Origin of the sequence: Acidovorax sp. SUPP3434 (genome assembly GCF_030159015.1) — a bacterium.
Taxonomy (GTDB): Bacteria; Pseudomonadota; Gammaproteobacteria; order Burkholderiales; family Burkholderiaceae_C; genus Paracidovorax.
This window is the reverse complement of record NZ_BQXL01000017.1, coordinates 1-18,495: the sequence shown is the minus strand read 5'-3', so window position 1 is coordinate 18,495 and position 18,495 is coordinate 1. Positions and strand designations below refer to the sequence as shown.

The window sequence follows — 18,495 nt, the reverse complement described above, 5'->3', positions numbered from 1 at the left end:
GCGGTCACTGGAACTGGGCGGTGAGTTCCTGCGCGCCCTTTTCGATGCCGGCCTGCGCCGCATCCAGGGTGCCGAAGGTCGCGCCGATGTTCAGCGCGTTCGGGTATTGCTTGGTGACGAAGGCGTCGAGCAGCTGGTTCGACACCGCATCGAAGATCTCCACGGCATAGCTGACCGAGCCGGTGAAGGTGCCTTCCTTGCCGCGGATGCCCTGCACCAGGTTGTAGGGCCCGCCGCCGATGTCGAAGCGCGTGAAAGTGCTCAGGCCCCGCGTGGTGAGCTTGGCGCCCGTGAGGGTCACGCGCAGGCGCAGCGTGGCGGGGGCGGGCTGGGCCACGATCTGAAAGCGCGTGGCCAGCCGCGCCGTGAACTGCCGGCGCATGTCGCCAGCCAGCTGGCGCCGCTGGGCCTCGGGCACGTCCTCGAACTGGTGGTCGGGCCCGCCGTAGATCACGACGGGGTCGAGGATCACCTTGGTGTACTGGCTCCAGTCCCGGTGCGATGCCACGCGGTAGGGAATGCGGCCGGTGTCGTCGTCCAGGTTGGGCCGCAACTGGGGCGCGGACTGCAGCCCGGTGTAGGCGATGGGCTGGGTGCTGGCGCAGCCGGCCAGGGCAGCAACGCACAGCAGGGGCAGGAGCACCGCGGGGCGCGGAAAAGGGGTGGCATGCATGGAGCTTCTCCAAAAGAAAGGGACGAAGGGGGTCCAGCCCCGGGCCGAGGGGCCAGGGGATGGGGCTATAACTGAACATGCATGTACGGTATAGTATGATTTGCCCGAGGGAGCCCTGTCAAGTAAAGAGTACAATTTAGTTCACTTTTGGAGATGCGAATGCGGGTCAGGACCCAGGCGCGGCGGGATGCCATCGTGGAAGCGGCGGCCAAATTGTTCGAAGAGGTGGGGTACGAGGCGGCGTCGATGAACGAGCTGGCCAAGCGGCTCGGGGGCTCCAAGGCCACCCTCTACGGCTATTTCCCGTCCAAGGAGCCGCTGTTCGTCGCCGTGGTGCAGTCGCTGGCGACCTCCCACCTGGCCGACGCCACCTCCCATCTGCTGGCAGCGCTGGAAACGCGCCCGCCGATGCGGCCCACGCTGACCCGGTTCGGGGACGAGGCGCTGCAGGTGATGCTGAACGACCGCCGCGCGCTCTCGGTGTATCGCATGGTGCTGGCGGACGCGGGCCGCTCCAACATCGGCGAACTGTTCGACGGCGCCGGCCCGCGCCAGTGCATCGACGCGCTCACCCGTTTCATGGGCGCCGCCATGGCGCACGGCGAGGTGTGCGAGGGCGATCCCCAGGTCATGGCGATGCAGTTCATGGCGCTGCTCACCGCGGAAACCGGGCCGCGCCTGTACCAGCAGGACCCACCGGCCGTCTCCGTCGCCGACATCCACGCGCGGGTGGTGCGGGCCGTGGACTTCTTCCTGAGGGGCACCGCCCCCGGGCGCTAGGCGGGGCCAGAAGCGCGCCGGCATGCCCTGCGGCGCCGACGCCGGTTCGGCGTCTTGTCCTGCGCATTTGCCGGGGCCGCGGGCCGGCGCGGTCGGCTCAGCCGTCGTTCAATAGGGCCATCCCCCGCCGACCCTTCTCTTTGGTCCCTTCGTCTGGAACCCGAATGTCTGCCTTGCCGTCCCGCACCGAATCTCCCGCCGCCCCGCCGCCGTCCTTGCCGGGCGGCGATTCGCCCACCCACCGTGCGCACAGCGCCTCGCGGCGCGCCGCGGCCGCGCTGGCGCCGCCGGCCGACACCCACACGCCTGCGGACCGCTATGAAGAGCTTTTCATCGAAGTGCAGCGCCAGCGCATCTTCGAAGACTCCAAGACCTTCGTGGACTGCGCCCCGCGCCAGCCGCCCGAGACCATCCTCGCGGCCTACCGCGCGCAGTGCCAGGCGCCGGGCTTCGACCTGCATGCCTTCGTGCACCGGCATTTCAAGCCCCAGACCCGCGCCTGCGACGGCCCCACGGTCGAACCCGGGCTGACCATGGCGGCGCACATCGATGCGCTGTGGGACGAGCTCACCCGCCACCCGGCCCACCACCCTCCGCGCGGCTCGCTGCTGGCGCTGCCGCACGCCTACGTGGTGCCGGGCGGCCGGTTCGTGGAGATGTATTACTGGGATTCGTACTTCACCATGCTGGGCCTGGTGCGCAGCGGCCGGCGGCACCTGCTGCACACGATGACGGACAACTTCGCCTACCTCATCGACACCTACGGCCACGTGCCCAACGGCACCCGCACCTACTACCTGAGCCGCTCGCAGCCGCCGGTGTTCTCGTTGATGGCCGAACTGTGCGAATCGTGCGCGGGGCACGGCGCCGCGCAGTACCTGCCGCAGATGCGGCGCGAATACGACTTCTGGATGGAGGGCGCGGACACCCTGGCCCCGGGCAGCGCCCACCGCCGCGTGGTGGCGCTGCCGGACGGCGCCGTGCTCAACCGCTACTGGGACGACCGCGACACGCCGCGCGAGGAATCGTGGCGCGAGGACGTGGAGACCGCCGCCCAATGCCAGCGCCCCGCGAACGAGGTGTACCGCGATCTGCGCGCCGCCGCCGAGTCGGGCTGGGACTTCAGCGCGCGCTGGCTGGACGATGGCGCCTGCGGCACCTGCCGCACGCAGACCCTGTCCACCATCGGCACCACGCGCATCCTGCCGGTGGACCTGAACGCGCTGCTGCACAAGGCCGAGACCACCATCGCCCGCCTGAGCCGCAGCGTGGGCGACACGGCCACGGCCGACGCGTTCGACCACCGGGCCCGCCAGCGTGCCGAGGCCATGTCCCGCGTGCTGTGGAACGCCGAGGCCGGCGCCTTCCTCGACCACGACTGGCAGGCCGGCACGCCGCGCCCCTCGCTCAATGCCGCCACCGTGGCGCCGCTCTTCACCGGCACGGCCACGCCCGAGCAGGCCCATGCGCTGGCCGCCACCGTGCGCCGGCGCCTGCTGGTGCGGGGCGGCCTGTCCACCTCGGAGACCGCCAGCGGCGAGCAGTGGGACCGCCCCAACGGCTGGGCGCCGCTGCAGTGGATGGCGGTGGAAGGCTTCGCCGCCTACGGCGCGGCCGACGAAAGCTGCCGCCAGCTGTCGGACGACATCCGCACGCGCTGGGTCAAAACCGTGCAGGACGTGTACGACCACGAGGGCAAGCTGGTCGAGAAATACTCGCTGTGCGAATCCGGCGACAGCCCTTCCACCGGCGGCGATGGTGGCGAATACCCGCTGCAGGACGGGTTCGGCTGGACGAACGGGGTGGTGCGGGGCTGGCTGCCCGATGCGGCTCGGGCAGAGACCGGCGCCGGGCCGCAGTCCGAAAAATAGCCCCACGGGGGCCCGTGGGGCGCCAGCGCGCGCGGCCAGAGCGGCGAGCGCTGCCCGCTGCTGGTCCGGGCGCGCGGCGGGCCGGTGGGCCGGTTACGAAGGAATCCCCCAGACCGAGGTGGTTTTCCGGTCGGCGGTGTTGGCCTGGGTGGTCACGATGCAGGCATTGCCGTGGGTGCCGTCCGTGCCGAAGGACATCACCACCGTCGGATTGCTGGCGGGGTAGGCCAGGATGTACATCAGCGGCACGTAGATGATGCTGTCCATGTCGGTGCCGTTGTAGTGGACCTCATTGTCGTTGTTGACCGTGAGCGTGTCGGACTGGCTGTTCGTCATGGGCGCGCCCTGGAAGGCGGACAGCGGCACCGGGTTGAACAGCGTCGAGCCGGTGATGGCCTGGCCGCCGATCGTTCCGCTCAGCGACGCCAGCGCTCCGTTGCCCGCGCTGTAGCCCCGCGTCAGCTCCAGTGTGATGCCCTGGTCCGGCATGCTCAGCGTGCCCCCTTTGAAGGACATGGTGAAGGGGTTGAAGTAATACCCCTGCGAGGTCACGCCGTCCAGCGACACGCTGATCATCACGAAATTCAGGTCCCACCCGGTGTCGGGCAGCACCGTGGCGTACTGGGACTGGATGGACACGAAGGCCGTTGGCTGCAGGGGCTGGGCCGCCGTGCCCTGGATGGTGTAGTAGCCGCTGAAATCGGCCAGCTGGCAACTGCTGAGGTCGTACAGCTCCAGCGCTGGCTTCTGGGCCTTGGGAATGGTGACCAGGGACCGGGACACCAGCGAGCCACCGGTCCCCGAGATCATGTTGTTGCAGGCGAAACCTTGCTCGGCCGCCGTGCCCATGATGAGGTTGACCTTGGCGCTGCCTTGCATGAAGGTGAAGAAGTACATGTTCAGGTTGTACAGGTACGTCGTCACCGGGGCCAGCGTGCCAGTGTTGGTGCCTCCGTCGTACTGCAGCTGGTTGTCTGCCCCGATGTGCGCCACCTTGCTGCCACTGTCCTCATCGAAGTAGTCCCCTGCGAACAGGGAGGCCGGGATGGGGTTGTTGTAGGTGCTGCCCACCACCGGCACCGCCGCTTGCCCGGGCAGGGCGATGGTGCCCGAACAGGAGGCGACCGGGCCGAAGCCGCCCTGCGGCCGGGTGAATGTCAGCTGGATGGACAGCCCGCCCGTCTCCCAGGTCTGGCTGAGGGTGGTGCCGTCGAAGGTGCCGGTGAACGCATAGCGGGTGGCCGTCTTGCCGTCCAGCGAGACGATCAGCGTCAGGTCGAAAAACGGTGCGGCGGCCTGCGGGTGGACCACCATGTTGGTGTCCACAGCGAAAAATGCCCCCACGGCATTGGCGAGCGGGTAGTAGCCGTTGAAGGGCATCAACGCCTGCGTGTCGGCATCGGCCGGAATCAGGACGCCGGGATTCTCGGCAATCCTGCCCAGGAGTTGCTGGTAGTAGGCCTCGGTGTCCTGGGTGGCGGCCGAGCGCCGAACGGACGATTGAATGTCTTGGGTCATGATGGAGCGATGAGAAATGCTGGAATGGCAGCGGCGGCCACGCGGATCGGGCCGACGCCGGATGGGGCGAACGGTGGCGGTCGCCGCTTATCCGGACCCATTCCATTCCCATCGTTGGTGGTTGAACGGCTTGCGCATCGGGAACCCCCTCTCTTTGGGTGGACGAACGAATTCTTCTGCTGGGCGACGCTCCCCCGCTGCAGCCGGGTGCGCCGAAGCCACGCGTCTTTTGCCTGTCTTGCAAAAGCCGTGCGGTGCCTATTTTTCGGAAGATCGTCGCCTCAGGTCAATCCGGGCACGCCAGCTTTCGCTCACAGGCTATCGGGGTTGGACTAAACCGGGATGACAAGGCCGTGAAGCCCTCGTGCGGGCCGCGGCGCCTGCGGCCCCGCCGTTCAGGGCACGGCCGCCGCACGCGCCATGGCGGCAGGCGCGGGTGTGCCTCGGGCAGCGCGGCGGTGCGCCGTGCGGCCACCGCTGCGGCCTGGAACCATTCGCCGGCCCTGGTTCAGGCCGCCTTCTCCACGTGCGCCTGGCGCGTGTACAGGAAATCGATCACCGCCTTGCGGCAGCGCAGGTAGCGCGGGTCTTCGGCCAGGGCCACGCGGTTGCGCGGGCGCGGGATGTCCACCGCCAGCACCTCGCCGATGGTGGCGGCCGGGCCGTTGGTCATCATCACGATCTTGTCGGACAGCAGCACGGCCTCGTCCACGTCGTGGGTCACCATGACCACGGTGCTCTGCGTGCGCGCCACGATCTCCAGCAGTTCGTCCTGCAACTTGGCACGGGTGAGGGCGTCGAGCGCGCCGAAGGGCTCGTCCATCAGCAGCACCTGGGGCTCCATCGACAGCGCCCGGGCGATGCCCACGCGCTGCTTCATGCCGCCCGAGATCTCGCCGGGGCGCTTTTGCGCCGCGTGCGTGAGGCCCACCATGGCCAGCGCGGCCTCGGTGCGGGCCTTGAGCTGGGCCTTCGGTTCCCGCTTGCCGAACACGCGCTCGACCGCCAGGTGCACGTTGCCTTCGCAGGTCAGCCAGGGCAGCAGGGAATGGTTCTGGAACACCACCGCGCGCTCGGGGCCGGGGCCCTTGATCTCCTTGTTGGCGCACAGCAGCGCGCCGGCGGTGGGCACCGTGAGCCCGGCGATCAGGTTGAGCAAGGTGGACTTGCCGCAGCCCGAGTGTCCGATGAGGGCGACGAACTCGCCCTTGGCGATGGACAGGTCGATGCCCTTGAGCGCCGGAAACAGCCCCTTGGCGGTCTTGAAGGTCTGGGCGACGCCCTGGACCTCGATGAATTTCGCAGGGTTGTTCATGCCTTCACCTCTTCGAACGTGAATGCCGTGGCCAGCTTGACCAGGGCGTATTCGAGCAGCAGCCCGACGATGCCGATCACGAAGATCGCGATGATGATGTTCTTGACGTTCAGGTTGTTCCACTCGTCCCACACCCAGAAGCCGATGCCCACGCCGCCGGTCAGCATCTCGGCAGCCACGATCACGAGCCAGGCGGTGCCCACGGCCAGGCGCACGCCGGTCAGCATGTAGGGCAGCACGGCGGGGAACAGGATGGTGGTGGCGATCTTCCACTCCGAGAGGTTGAGCACGCGGGCCACGTTCATGTAGTCCTGCGGCACGCGCTGCACGCCCACGGCGGTGTTGATGACCATGGGCCAGATCGAGCAGATGAAGATGGTCCAGATGGCGGCCGGGTTGGCGCCCTTGAACACCAGCAGGCCGATGGGCAGCCACGCCAGCGGCGACACGGGCCGCAGCAGGCTGATGAGCGGGTTGAACATGCGCGAGAGGAAGTTGAACCGCCCGATCACGAAGCCCGCGGGAATGCCCACCAGCGCCGCCAGCCCGAAGCCGACCGCCACGCGCTCCAGCGAGGCGAGCACGTTCCAGCCCACGCCCTGGTCGTTGGGGCCGTTGCGGTAGAAGGGGTTGCTGAAGACTTCCAGCGCCTGCTTCCAGGTCTCCAGCGGGCCGGGAATGCTCTGCCCGGTGGTGGAGGACACCACGGCCCACAGCCCGATCAAGAGGCCCAGGCCGCAGGCCGGCGGCAGCACCGCGAGCCAGAAGGCGCGCGAGGCGGCCGCCCAGTCGCGCGGCGCCCGCGGCGGGCTGGGCGGGGCGGATTGCAAGGGTTTTTGCCCCGATGCCGGCGTTTTGATTGCCGGTGTTGCTATCGTTTGCATAGCAGACGGGGCTGCGGCTGGGGTGGGCTCCGGCGGGGCGTGGAAGACGGCGCTGACCATGGTGGGTTCTCCTGGCGGGGGCTGGGGGCGGGCGGCTCGGGCGGGGCCGGGGTCAGGCCTTGATCTTGAAGCTGTCGGCGTACTTGGCCGGGTCCTTGCCGTCCCAGACGACGCCGTCCATCAACTTGCTGGAGCGCATGTCGCTCTTGGGCAGGGGCGCCTTGGCGGCGGTGGCGGCCTGCTTGTACAGCTCGGTGCGGTTGATCGACTTGGCGACGGCCAGGTAGTCCGGGTGGTCCTTGAGCAGACCCCAGCGCTTGTGCTGCGTGAGGAACCACATGCCGTCGGACAGGTAGGGGAAGTTCACCGCGCCGTCGTTGTAGAACTTCATGTAGTTGGGGTCGTCCCAGGTCTTGCCCAGGCCGTTCTGGTAGCGGCCCAGGATGCGCTGGTTGATGGCGTCCACGCTGGTGTTCACGTAGGCCTTGCCGGCGATGGTTTCGGCCATCTTGTTCTTGTTGGCGAGGCCCTCGTCGATCCAGCGGCCGGCCTCCAGGATGGCGGCCGTCACGGCGCGCGCGGTGTTGGGGTACTTCTGCACGAACTCCGACGTGGTGCCCAGCACCTTCTCGGGGTGGTCCTTCCAGATGTCCTGCGTGGTGGTGGCGGTGATGCCGATGCCGTCCATGATGGCGCGGTGGTTCCAGGGCTCGCCCACGCAGAAGCCGTCCATGTTGCCTACGCGCATGTTGGCCACCATCTGCGGCGGCGGCACGGTGATGACCTTGGCGCCCTTGAGCGGGTCGATGCCGTTGGCGGCCAGCCAGTAATACAGCCACATGGCGTGGGTGCCGGTGGGGAAGGTCTGCGCGAAGGTGTATTCGCGCTTTTCCTTGGCCATGAGCTGGGCCAGGCCCGCGCCGTCCACCGCGCCGGCATCGGCGAGCTTCTTGCTCAGCGTGATGGCCTGGCCGTTGTTGTTGAGGGTCATGAGCACGGCCATGTCCTTCTTGGGGCCGCCGATCCCTAGGTGCACGCCGTACACCAGGCCGTACAGCACGTGGGCGAAGTCCAGCTCGCCGTTGGCCAGCTTGTCGCGCACGCCGGCCCAGCTCGCTTCCTTGGAGGGCACGATCTTCACGCCGTACTTCTGGTCGATGCCCAGCACCGAGGCCATCACCACGCTGGCGCAGTCGGTGAGCGGGATGAAGCCGATCTTCACTTCCTTCTTTTCCGGCGCATCGGAGCCGGCCGCATACACCATGGAGCGCAGCGCGGGGCTCACGCCCACGGCCCCCACGGCGGCGGCCTGCAGCACGGTGCGGCGGTGGAGACTGGTTTTGGACAGGTCGGTCATGGAAGGCATCCCTTGGCTTGGCTGGCAACGTGAAAACAAAAAAGGCGTCCTCACACGCCCGCAGGCTGCCTTGGGGGCAGCGCCGCGAGCGGTGGGGACGCCTTTGTCCGGGTTCTGCCAGGTCGCACCCGCCATTGGGTGGGGCCTGGCAATCGACCAACGTTGGTCTTGCCTTCGTCATTGCAAGCCTTGTGCCAGAGCGGGCCCTGCGGGGCATATGCTATTGTTTTTGTAGCGATATGCCCTAGTGTCGATTGCGCTGCAGGCCTTTTTGGCTTGAACCACCCCGCGCCGTGCGCCGCGTGGCCCTGGGCCGAAGCGGGCCGCAGCGCGTGCAGGGCCGGGCACGAAAGCCGCGCGATGGTGCAGTGCCGCACTGCCCTTGTGCAGCGCCTTCGGCCGCGCCGGTCAGCCCAGCAGGTCCGCCACGTCCAGCATGCGCTGGGCCACCTCGACCAGCTTCATGCCCTTGTCCATTGCGCTCTTGCGCAGCTTGTCGTAGGCGGCCTGTTCGGTCAGGCCCTGGCGCTGCATCAGCAGGCCCTTGGCGCGGTCGATGGTCTTGCGGTCCTTCAGCTCGCTGCGCGCGTCGGCCAGTTCGGAGCGCAGGGCCTGCTCGTGCTGGAAGCGCGCCATCGCCACGTCCAGGATGGGGCGGATGCGCTGGGGCGACAGCCCGGCCACGATGTAGGCCGACACGCCCGCGGCCACCGCCTGCCGCACATGGGAGGGGTCGTCGTCGTTGGTGAACATCACGATGGCGCGGGGCGCATCGCGGGTGGCCATCACCACGTGCTCCAGCGCGTCGCGGGCGTCGCTCTCGGCGTCCACGATCACCAGGTCGGGCTGCAGCTGCGCGAGCCGCTCGCTCAGGAACACGTCGGCCGGCAGCGTGGCCACCAGATTGAAGTTGTTTTCCAGCAGGCCGATGCGCAGCGCCCGCGAGCGCTCGGCCTGCAGCTGGGCGTGCTCGTCGTCCTCGGCGCCCACCGCCAGGTCGGGGGCCACCACCACGATGCGCAGAGAGTCGGTCATGCCCCAAGCTTAAGCAATAAATACGCCCATCCTGGTGCGCCGCCGCGGTGCAAGCCCGATGGATCGCGGCGGAGGCCCGAAAGCGCACTGTGCGGGTGCATTAGCACCGCTTTCGGCCTGGGATGGAAATTGCTAATGGATGTAACTTGCTATGGAGCAGGGGTTACCCGATAGCGTAAGACTCTTCGGTCTTATATACATCCGGATACATGTAAACCACTGAATGGATTGGAGCTGGGTCTATGAGCACACAAGGAAGCAGGCGTGCCGCGCTGCTGGCGATCGCGGCGCTGGCCGCCACGTTGGGGGCAGGGTGCAGCAAGGTGCCCGACACCATCAAGATCGGCGTGGCGCAGCCGCTGTCGGGGCCGCTCGGCGCGCTGGGGCAGGACATGCTCAACGGCGTGACGCTGGCGGTGCAGGAGCTCAACAAGTCCGGCTTCACGGTCGATGGCAAGACCGTCACCCTGGAAGTGGTCGCGCAGGACGACCGGGCCGACGCCGAGTCGGGCAAGAAAGCCGCGCAGCAACTGGTGGAATCCGGCGTGGTGGCGGTCATCGGCAACCTCAATTCGGGCGTCAGCATCGCGGCGGCGCCCATCTATGGCGAAAAGGGCATCGCGCAGCTTGCCATCTCCACCAACCCGCGCTTCACAGAGCTGGGCCTGCAGACCACCTTGCGCCTGGTGGCCAACGACAACCTGCAGGCCCGCGCCATGGGCTCGTTCGCGGCCACGCAGCTCAGCACCGCCAGCTACGCGGTGCTGGACGACGGCACGCCCTACGGCAAGGGCCTGGCCGACGGCGCGGCCAAGCAGCTGGCGACGGAGAAGAAGGAAGTCACCGTGCGCCAGTCGTTCGACGACAAGACCACGGCCTTCGACGAGGTGGCCCGGCGCATCCAGACGGCGAAGGTGGGCGTGATCGTCACCACGCTCAACGACTTCCAGGTGCTGGCGCTGCTGCAGGCGCTGCAGAAGATCAACTACACCCAGCTGTCCGTGCTGGGCGGCGACACCATCAAGACCACCGACATGGTCAAGGGCATGGGGATGGTCACGGCCATCTATGCGACCTCGCCCGTGCTGGAGGCGCGCGAGTTCATCACCGGCCGCCAGTTCCTGGACCGCTACAACACCGCGTTCAAGAAGCCGCCCGCCTACGGCGGCCACTACAGCTACGACGCCACCTACGTGCTGTCGGCCGCCATCAAGCAGGCCAAGTCCGCCGATCCGAAGGAGATCACCAAGGCCCTGCGCGCCATCAACGGCTACGCGCCCGTCACCGGCACCATGACCTGGGACGAAAAGGGCGAACAGCGCTACGGCGCCGTGGGCGTGTACAGCCTGCGCGCCGGCAACTGGGAACTGCGCATGCGCTCCGACCGCTGGTGAGCGGGCCGCCACCCGGCGCCACCACGGCGTCCGGGGCCGCGCCAGTCCACGGGGCGGGGAGGGGCGCGCCCCAGGTCCTACACTCGGGCGCATGAGTCTGCTGATCCTCGGAATCGAATCCTCCTGCGACGAAACCGGCGTGGCGCTGGTGCAGTCGCCCCCCGGCGACGGCGTGCCCACGCTGCTCGCCCATGCCCTGCACAGCCAGATCGAAATGCACCAAGCCTATGGCGGCGTGGTGCCCGAACTGGCCAGCCGCGACCACATCCGCCGCGTGCTGCCCCTGACCGAAACCGTGCTCGCCGAATCCGGCCGGCGCCTGGCCGACGTGGATGTGGTGGCCTACACGCGCGGCCCGGGGCTGGCCGGCGCGCTGCTCGTGGGCGCCGGCGTGGCCTGCGCCCTGGGCGCGGCGCTCGACAAGCCCGTGCTGGGCGTGCACCACCTCGAAGGGCACCTGCTGTCGCCCTTCCTCAGCGCGGACCCGCCGGAATTCCCCTTCATCGCGCTGCTGGTCTCCGGCGGCCACACGCAGCTGATGCGCGTGGACGGCGTGGGCCGCTACGAAATGCTGGGCGAGACCATCGACGACGCCGCGGGCGAGGCCTTCGACAAATCCGCCAAGCTGATGGGCCTGGGTTACCCCGGCGGGCCCGCGCTGTCGCGGCTGGCCGAGCAGGGCGACCCGGCCGCCTTCAAGCTGCCGCGCCCGCTGCTGCACAGCGGCAACCTCGATTTCTCGTTCGCCGGCCTCAAGACCGCCGTGCTCACCCAGGCCAAAAAGCTGGGCGACGACCTCGACGCGCGCAAGGCCGACCTGGCCGCCAGCACGCAGGCCGCCATCGTGGACGTGCTGGTGCGCAAGACCGCCACGGCGCTGCAGCAGACCGGGCTGCGCCGCGTGGTGGTTGCGGGCGGCGTGGGGGCCAACCGGCACCTGCGCGAGCAGCTCAATGCCGCGTGCGCCCGCGCCCAGGTGCGCGTGCACTACCCCGAGCTGCACCTGTGCACCGACAACGGCGCCATGATCGCCATGGCCGCCGCCATGCGCCTGCAGGCCGGCCGCCAGCAGGCCAACCGCGACTACGCCTTCGACGTCAAGCCGCGCTGGCCGCTCGATACGCTGCAGTGATCGCGCAGGCCACCCGGCCGCAGCTGGCGGCGATGCGCCCGTGCACATGAAAAAGCGCCCTGGCGTGGCGGCCAGGGCGCTCGTTAAAACTGGCCGAGGGGCGCGGCGAAGCGTTCGATGCGAGCGCCTTGCCGGCGCCCCATCCGCAGCGGATGCGGGCCAGGGTCAGCCGATGGCCAGCTGCGTGGCGCGGCTCACCGGCACCACCTTGCCCAGCACCAGCGTCAGCACGCCGTTTTCCAGCTTGGCGGAGCTGGTGGACACGTCGATGTCCGCCGGCAGTTCCCAGGCGCGCTGCACCTGGCGCGGCGCACCTTCCACGCTGGTCAGGCGCAACTGGTTGCCTTCGATGGTCAGCTGCAACTGGTCACGGCTCAGGCCGGGCAGATCCATCTGCAGGGTGACGGTTTTCTCGTCCTGCTGCACGGTGTAGCCGGCGGCAGCCGGGGTGGCCAGGGTATGGTTCAAAAAGCGCTGCAGGGCCACGTCGGCGGAGCGGGGGGCGTTGAAAGCGGCGCGGCGGATCACGGGGGCGAAAATCATGGAAAAACTCCTGGAAAAACAGTGTCTTCGCGGCTCCCGGGTCGTTCGCCGCATGGTCCACAAATGTGTGTGGCGCGCTGCATTTCAAGGGCTTTTGATCACGCGAATCGGCGCTTCACGCGCATTGGATCGGCCTGGGGATGCCTGCCGTTTTTACAAGGTGCCGCCGCGCACGGGGTTGCGCGGCCGGAACCCGCGCGGCGCTGCCGCATCCCATGTGCAGCCGCCTCTGCGCTGGTTGCGCGGGGTTACATCCCTTTGTCCGGACGCGTCTTTCGCAGCCTTCACAATGCACGCTGATCAGGGAACCGCCATGCCTACTCTTCGTCCATCACCTTCAAGCCCCATGCCTTCGCGCCATCCCCGCACCGTCCGGGTGCTCGCGCTGTCCGCCGCGCTCGTCGCCACCCTGGCCGGTTGCGCTTCCAGCTCGGTCCCCGGCCTGGACCGCACGCCGCGCTTCGACCCGGACGACTTCGACAGCGCCAGCATGCACACCCGCCACATCAATGCACCGCAGGCACGCGTGTGCGAAGGCGCCCGCCGCGCCCTCCTGAGCCAGGGCTACCTGGTGAGCACCGCCAGCGCCGAAGTGGTGGCCGGGCGCAAGTACTTCCAGCCGTCCAGCGACATCCACTACGAGGTCGAGATGCGCGTCGTCTGCGCCACCGAGGGCGGCGACAAGACCCGCACCGCCGCCTTCGCCAGCGCCCTGCAGGACCGCTACGTCATCAAGAAGATCAACAACTCCGCCTCGCTCGGCGTGGGCGCGCTGGGCTCAGTGTCGCTGCCGTTTTCCGCGAGCGACGACACGCTCGTCAAGGTGGGCAGCGAGACGGTGACCGACCCGCGTTTCTACGACCGCTTCTTCCAGCTGTTCGACCGCTTCGTGCCCGCCGCGCGCGAGCAGGTGGGGCAGGCATCGCCCGCCGTGCCGCCCACGGTCGCCAACGAAACCGCGAAGAAAGAGGCCCGCGAATCCGGCGAGGTGCACGAGATCCTGCCCATGCCCGTCACCATCCCTGCCCCGGTGCCTCGCCCGCCGGCCGTCACCGGCTTTCCGATGCCGCCCGCCGCGAACGCCGGGGTAGAAACGCCAGCGGCCGAACCGGCTGCGGCGCCTGCTTCGGCACCGGCCTCCACGCCGGCGAACTGAACGGCGGCACCGCCGGGAGCGCGGCGCCTGCCGCGCGATACCAACGGGCCCCGGGCGATGCCGTTCCGCGGCCCCTGCTGGGTGGGCCGCCTGAAGGGCGGGCCGCAGTGATGGCGCAGCGCTGGAGCGCCATCCGCGCCCGGCCGCTCCGATACACTGCGCGCCTTTCCCATCCCGGGCGGCTGCCCTGCCGGCAGCGCGGCCCACAGGACCGCTCGCATGACCCATTCCTCCTCGCCCGCCGCGCGCCGCGCGCGCACCCTGGCCGTGGCCGCCGCCACGCTCGCTCCCCTGGCTTTCATAGCGGCCAGCGCCGCGCAGGCCGCCCCGGCCGCCGCCGCTGCGGCCTCGGGCCCCGGTCCGGTGGTGTCGCCATCGGCCGCTGCGACGGCCCAGGCCACGCCCGCCAGCGCGCCGCGCAAGGCGGCCTCAGCCACCGGCGCGCCCATCCATGTCGCGCTCATCGAAAGCATGTCCGGCCCCTTCGCCAATACCGGCGAGGCGGTGTTCCGCAACGTGCTGTGGGCCGCCGAGCGCGTGAACGCGCGCGGCGGCGTGCGCCTGCCCACCGCGGCCGGCGGTGCCCGGCCCCTGGTGATCGAGCGCTACGACAGCAAGGGCCAGAACGAAGAGGCCCTGTCCGCCCTGCGCGCGGCCATCGACGACGGCGCGCGCGTCATCCTGCAGGGCAACTCGTCAGCCACCGCGGCCGTGCTGATCGAAGCCATCAACAAGCACAACGAGCGTGAGCCGGGCAAGCGCGTGCTGTTCCTCAACTACTCGGCCGTCGATCCCATCCTCACCAACGAAAAGTGCAGCTTCTGGCACTTTCGCTTCGACGCCCACGCCGACATGCGCATGGCCGCGCTCATGGACGTGATCCGCGAGGACAAGGCCCTGAAAAGCGTCTACCTCATCGGGCAGGACTACAGCTTCGGCCAGGCCGTGCTGCGCGAGGCCAGGAAGCAGCTGGCCGCCCAGCGTCCCGACGTCGCCGTGGTGGGCGACGAGCTGCACCCCGTCGGCCGGGTGAAGGACTTCGCCCCCTACGCCGTCAAGATCAAGGCCAGCGGCGCCCAGGCCGTCGTCACCGGCAACTGGGGCAACGACCTCACCCTGCTCGTCAAGGCCACGCGCGAGGTCGGCTACGACGGCATGTTCTACACCTTCTACGGCAACGCCCTGGGCGCACCCGCCGCGCTCGGCGATGCCGGCGTGGGCAAGGTCGTGGCCGTGGCCGACTGGCTGCCCAATGTGCCGGGCGCGCAGAGCGAGGCCTTCTACCGGTCCTTCCGCCAGCGCTTTCCGCAGCCCGCCGACGACTATGTGCACATGCGCATGCAGCTCATGGTGGAGACCCTTGCCCAGTCCATCGAACGCGCCGGCAGCACCGATGCCACCGCCGTCGCCCGCGCCATGGAAACCGCGAAGGTGCAGCTGAACGGCCAGGCCGGCACCATGCGCGCGGCCGACCACCAGTTCCAGCAGCCCCTGGCCGTGGGCGTGATGGACCGGCAGGGCGCGCCCGGCGTGCCGTTCGATGTGGAGGGCTCGGGCTATGGATTTCGCGTGGTGCGGCAGATCGCGGCGGAGAAGGCGGAGCAGCCGCAGAGCTGCCGGATGGTGCGGCCGCAGTGACGTGATTTTTGGTTAACATTGTGCGTCTCGGCGCGGCCCCTGGTGCGGGGTGGCCGGGCGCACGGCGGAAAGAGACATGCTTCGTTCCGCGCATTTCTGAATGGCATCGAGGGGGGATTCAAAGAATGAGAATAAAGATACTTTTGTCGGCATGGTTGCTGGCCTTCCTGCCAACGGCGTTGGCAGGGGTGGTGAGGTTCGAAGTCGAGCCCAAGTTCACCTACCAGTCGGTGGCATGGCTGGGCGGCGGAGGGGGCTGGCCCAGCGTCGTGGTGGAAAAAGCCGAAACCATGGGCGAGGCCTATTCCATCGCGGCCCAGCGATACCACGACACCAGTTGCCATCCCACGGACGAGGGTGGCGTTTTCTGCCGCAGCGCAAAAGCACCCGTCATCCTGGGCGGTACAGTGAATGGATTGCCGGCGAGCTTCTACTCGGAGGGCAGCCCGGACCTGGGCTCCGGCAGAGCGGCCGCCGTCCAGGTCACGTTGGGGTATGAGTGCCCCACCGTTTTCGACGCCAGCGTCGTGTCGAAGGACGTCGAAAGGACGCAAAACGGCTCGAACGAGCAGATCACGTGCGTGCTGTACGTCGCCAATGACGATTCCTGTGACGACTGCGATGCCCAGGGCAATCCGGTGTTGCCCAGCACGGGGCAGAAGATCCAGTCCGAGCTGGATTACCCGATGGCCAAAACGGGCCTGGTCTTCGAGCGGGTCTACCGAAGCACCAAAGGGCGGTTCTACTCGACGCTCGATCAAGGGTGGTACGGAAACGTCTCCAACCAGGGCAACCCCTGTTATCCGGCCTTCTGGTGGAAAAACCGCACCGAAACCGCGTCTCATTGCTATCAGGTCACCAACAACCCGCATGTCTGGCAGCTGGGTGCCGGGCGCTTCAGCATGTACCGCGGCGAGCCCGGCAACCTGAGCGAGGTGTCCCTCGGGGAATACGCTTTCGTCGCGCCGAGTGGTTCCGGCGGGGGCTACGTTCGCTCCAGGGACAACTTTCTCTACGCGCTGGATTCGCGTGGACGGGTGATCCGGAAGATGTCTGCCGATGGCCGCGTCGAGCTGTCGTACAGCTATTCGGAATCCAATGATCCCTCGTCGTACTCCGGACTGTCCGGCCTGCTCGCCCAGGTGACGGACCGGTTCGGCCGGGCATTGAAATTCAGCTACGACACCTCGAACCAGTTGGCGTCGATGGTCGATCCCGCGTCCCAGACGTATCGGTACGAATACTCCGGGCCGCACAGGCTCAGCAAGGTCGTCTTTCCCGACGGTGCCTCGAAAACCTACCACTACGAATTCGCCGCCCAAAATGGCTGTGCTGCGCCCTATGGCGACAACCTGCTGACCGGAATCACCGACGAGGCCGGTCACCGCTACGCCACCTACCGATACCTCTGCGACGGTCGGGCGGCCAGTTCGGAGCATGCAGGCGGGGTGCATCGATACAGCTTCAGCTATTACTCGTCAACACCGAGTGAAACCACCGTGACGGACCCTTTGGGAACACAGCGGCGGCACGGCTTCGAAAAAATCGGTGAGAAGTATTGGCCGAGCCAGGTCACCATCGCGAGCCCCGTCGATCCCGCGATCGCGTCCAGCCAGGCGTTCTGGCGGGATGCCAAGGGCAGGGTGCTGCAGCGTTCGGATTCGGGCAACTTCACCTGTTTCGAATACGACCAGGCCCGTGGCCTGCAGACATCGAAGACGCAGGGGCTTCCTCCAGGGCTCGCGTGCTCCACACTCGCCTCCGGTCAGTACGGCTTTCCGGAAGCGGCCCGCAGAACTTCCTACCAGTGGCACCCCGTGTGGACCTTGCCCACGCGCGTGGCCGAGCCACGCAAGCTGACCACCTACGTGTACCACGGCCAGCCCGATCCGCTGGCCGGCGGCGCCGTGCTGCGCTGCGCGCCCGCCTCGGCGCTGTTGCCCGATGGTTCACCCATCGCGGCGCTCTGCAAGAAGGTCGAGCAGGAAACGGCCGACGCCAACGGGGGCAGCGGCTTCGCGGCCCAGTTGGTGGCGGGTGGGGTGTCCCGCACCTGGAACTGGACGTACAACGACGCCGGCCAGGTCCTCAGCGAAGCCGACCCTGCCGGCAGCGTGACGCGCTACGCCTACCATGCTGCGACGACGGGGGACGCCACCGAGGGCGACCTCATGAGCGTCACTGGCCCCAGTGGGCAGGTGACCCGCTACACGCGCTATGACCCCCATGGCAATGTCGTTGAACAGATCGATCCAACGGGGAGTGTCACCGTCTATGCGCGCGATGTGCGGCAGCGGGTGACACGCATCACTCAGGATGGCTTGGCCGTTGCCATGACCTACCAGCCCACGGGCTTGCTGCAGAGCGTCGCCCAGCCCTCGGGCTACGCGGTCTCCTATCAATACGACGACGCCCAGCGCCTGACCGGCTGGTCGGACAACCGGGGCCATGCCGGCAGCTACACGCTGGACGGCATGGGCAACCGCATCAATGAGCAGGTTCAGGACAGCGCCGGCAACATCGTCCATACCCTCTCTCGCACCATCAACGCCGTCAACCGCGTGGCCTCTGAAACCGTGGGCGGCAACCAGAGCACCACCTACGGATACAACCCCTTTGGCGATCTCGTCAGCCACACCAATGGCCTGAACCAGGCGACCCGCTACACCTTCGACAACCTGCGGCGCCTGTCCACGCAAAGCAATCCATCGAACGCGCAGGCGAGCCTCACCTACAACGCCCAGGACGCCATCACCCAGGCCACGGACTTCAAGAGCGTGGCCACCAGCTACACGCGGGATGCCCTGGGCAATGCCAGCCAGGAAGCCAGTGCCGACAGCGGCACGCTCACGCGCACCTACGACAGCCTGGGGCTGCCGCAAAGCCTCACCGACGCGCTGGGACGTGCCACCGCCATCACGCGCGATGCGCTGGGCCGGCCCACGCAGATCGTGAGCAGCCTGGGCGGCGCGAGCCGCACCACCGTGCTGCGCTACGACCTGCCCGGGCCCGAGTACAACGCCAGCGGCAGCCCGAGCGCCAGCGTGGGGTCGTTGAGCGAGATCCAGGACGCGGGCGTCACCACGCGCTACCAGCGCGACGCGCAAGGGCGCATCACCGCACGCACCCAGGTCCTGGCCAACGGCAGCAGCAGCACCGTGGGCTACCAGTACGTGCCAGGCGGGACGGGCAGCGCAGG

The 18,495-nt window shown here is 68.3% G+C and carries 14 protein-coding genes; 7 read left to right on the top strand and 7 right to left on the bottom strand.

What is annotated here, in order from left to right; all coding sequences use genetic code 11:
• Positions 1 to 4 precede the first annotated feature (4 nt).
• A complete protein-coding gene (locus AVKW3434_RS20220) occupies positions 5 to 673 on the bottom strand; it encodes a DUF3313 domain-containing protein (RefSeq protein ID WP_284407249.1) in 669 nt (222 codons plus the stop codon).
• Between the two features lie 159 nt (positions 674 to 832).
• On the opposite strand from AVKW3434_RS20220, the gene AVKW3434_RS20215 reads away from it, so the two are divergent.
• Together AVKW3434_RS20215 and treF are read left to right on the top strand one after the other, a co-directional pair.
• Positions 833 to 1,453, top strand: a complete 621-nt coding sequence (locus tag AVKW3434_RS20215) for a TetR/AcrR family transcriptional regulator (protein WP_284407248.1) — start codon at positions 833 to 835, stop codon at positions 1,451 to 1,453.
• Positions 1,454 to 1,617: 164 nt separating this feature from the next.
• Entirely contained in the window at positions 1,618 to 3,324 is a 1,707-nt protein-coding gene (gene treF, locus AVKW3434_RS20210; protein ID WP_284407247.1) for an alpha,alpha-trehalase TreF, read from the top strand.
• A gap of 93 nt (positions 3,325 to 3,417) precedes the next feature.
• Here treF and AVKW3434_RS20205 read toward each other — a convergent pair whose 3' ends face one another.
• The 5 genes from AVKW3434_RS20205 to AVKW3434_RS20185 form a co-directional block, all read right to left on the bottom strand.
• A complete protein-coding gene (locus AVKW3434_RS20205; RefSeq protein WP_284407246.1) occupies positions 3,418 to 4,842 on the bottom strand; it encodes a hypothetical protein in 1,425 nt (474 codons plus the stop codon).
• 508 nt (positions 4,843 to 5,350) lie between these two features.
• The gene (locus AVKW3434_RS20200; protein ID WP_284407245.1) at positions 5,351 to 6,157 is read right to left on the bottom strand and encodes an ABC transporter ATP-binding protein; all 807 of its coding nucleotides are present in this window, start codon (positions 6,155 to 6,157) and stop codon (positions 5,351 to 5,353) included.
• Positions 6,154 to 7,101 carry a nitrate ABC transporter permease gene (gene ntrB, locus AVKW3434_RS20195; RefSeq protein WP_284407244.1) on the bottom strand — a complete coding sequence of 316 codons (948 nt, stop codon included), beginning with the start codon at positions 7,099 to 7,101 and terminating at the stop codon, positions 6,154 to 6,156. Before ntrB ends, AVKW3434_RS20200 begins: the two co-directional genes overlap by 4 nt.
• 52 nt (positions 7,102 to 7,153) lie before the next feature.
• The gene (locus tag AVKW3434_RS20190; RefSeq protein ID WP_284407242.1) at positions 7,154 to 8,398 is read right to left on the bottom strand and encodes a CmpA/NrtA family ABC transporter substrate-binding protein; all 1,245 of its coding nucleotides are present in this window, start codon (positions 8,396 to 8,398) and stop codon (positions 7,154 to 7,156) included.
• A 408-nt stretch (positions 8,399 to 8,806) separates the two neighbouring features.
• Complete coding sequence (locus tag AVKW3434_RS20185; RefSeq protein WP_284407241.1) at positions 8,807 to 9,433, bottom strand: ANTAR domain-containing response regulator; 627 nt, start codon at positions 9,431 to 9,433, stop codon at positions 8,807 to 8,809.
• 242 nt (positions 9,434 to 9,675) lie between these two features.
• On the opposite strand from AVKW3434_RS20185, the gene AVKW3434_RS20180 reads away from it, so the two are divergent.
• Entirely contained in the window at positions 9,676 to 10,827 is a 1,152-nt protein-coding gene (locus AVKW3434_RS20180) for a branched-chain amino acid ABC transporter substrate-binding protein (RefSeq protein WP_284407240.1), read from the top strand.
• Between the two features lie 91 nt (positions 10,828 to 10,918).
• On the top strand, positions 10,919 to 11,959 hold the full coding sequence (tsaD, locus tag AVKW3434_RS20175; RefSeq protein ID WP_284407239.1) for a tRNA (adenosine(37)-N6)-threonylcarbamoyltransferase complex transferase subunit TsaD: 1,041 nt from the start codon (positions 10,919 to 10,921) through the stop codon (positions 11,957 to 11,959).
• A gap of 165 nt (positions 11,960 to 12,124) precedes the next feature.
• On the opposite strand, the gene AVKW3434_RS20170 is transcribed toward tsaD, so the two are convergent.
• A complete protein-coding gene (locus tag AVKW3434_RS20170; protein ID WP_284407238.1) occupies positions 12,125 to 12,502 on the bottom strand; it encodes an Hsp20/alpha crystallin family protein in 378 nt (125 codons plus the stop codon).
• 346 nt (positions 12,503 to 12,848) lie between these two features.
• Between AVKW3434_RS20170 and AVKW3434_RS20165 the strand changes: the two genes are divergently transcribed.
• The 3 genes from AVKW3434_RS20165 to AVKW3434_RS20155 form a co-directional block, all read left to right on the top strand.
• Entirely contained in the window at positions 12,849 to 13,658 is an 810-nt protein-coding gene (locus AVKW3434_RS20165; RefSeq protein WP_284407237.1) for a DUF2242 domain-containing protein, read from the top strand.
• A gap of 219 nt (positions 13,659 to 13,877) precedes the next feature.
• Positions 13,878 to 15,296, top strand: a complete 1,419-nt coding sequence (locus AVKW3434_RS20160) for a branched-chain amino acid ABC transporter substrate-binding protein (RefSeq protein WP_284407236.1) — start codon at positions 13,878 to 13,880, stop codon at positions 15,294 to 15,296.
• A 125-nt stretch (positions 15,297 to 15,421) separates the two neighbouring features.
• Positions 15,422 to 18,495: DUF6531 domain-containing protein (locus tag AVKW3434_RS20155; RefSeq protein WP_284407235.1), on the top strand; the 3,074-nt coding region annotated here is incomplete at its 3' end.

Bases quoted from the DNA above. Each gene is read 5' to 3' on its own strand.
- AVKW3434_RS20200 (WP_284407245.1), bottom strand. From the start codon at position 6,157: ATGAACAACCCTGCGAAATTCATCGAGGTCCAGGGCGTCGCCCAGACC.
- treF (WP_284407247.1), top strand. From the start codon at position 1,618: ATGTCTGCCTTGCCGTCCCGCACCGAATCTCCCGCCGCCCCGCCGCCG.
- tsaD (WP_284407239.1), top strand. From the start codon at position 10,919: ATGAGTCTGCTGATCCTCGGAATCGAATCCTCCTGCGACGAAACCGGC.
- AVKW3434_RS20180 (WP_284407240.1), top strand. From the start codon at position 9,676: ATGAGCACACAAGGAAGCAGGCGTGCCGCGCTGCTGGCGATCGCGGCG.
- AVKW3434_RS20220 (WP_284407249.1), bottom strand. From the start codon at position 673: ATGCATGCCACCCCTTTTCCGCGCCCCGCGGTGCTCCTGCCCCTGCTG.
- AVKW3434_RS20190 (WP_284407242.1), bottom strand. From the start codon at position 8,398: ATGACCGACCTGTCCAAAACCAGTCTCCACCGCCGCACCGTGCTGCAG.
- AVKW3434_RS20215 (WP_284407248.1), top strand. From the start codon at position 833: ATGCGGGTCAGGACCCAGGCGCGGCGGGATGCCATCGTGGAAGCGGCG.
- AVKW3434_RS20205 (WP_284407246.1), bottom strand. From the start codon at position 4,842: ATGACCCAAGACATTCAATCGTCCGTTCGGCGCTCGGCCGCCACCCAG.
- AVKW3434_RS20185 (WP_284407241.1), bottom strand. From the start codon at position 9,433: ATGACCGACTCTCTGCGCATCGTGGTGGTGGCCCCCGACCTGGCGGTG.
- AVKW3434_RS20165 (WP_284407237.1), top strand. From the start codon at position 12,849: ATGCCTTCGCGCCATCCCCGCACCGTCCGGGTGCTCGCGCTGTCCGCC.
- AVKW3434_RS20170 (WP_284407238.1), bottom strand. From the start codon at position 12,502: ATGATTTTCGCCCCCGTGATCCGCCGCGCCGCTTTCAACGCCCCCCGC.
- ntrB (WP_284407244.1), bottom strand. From the start codon at position 7,101: ATGGTCAGCGCCGTCTTCCACGCCCCGCCGGAGCCCACCCCAGCCGCA.
- AVKW3434_RS20160 (WP_284407236.1), top strand. From the start codon at position 13,878: ATGACCCATTCCTCCTCGCCCGCCGCGCGCCGCGCGCGCACCCTGGCC.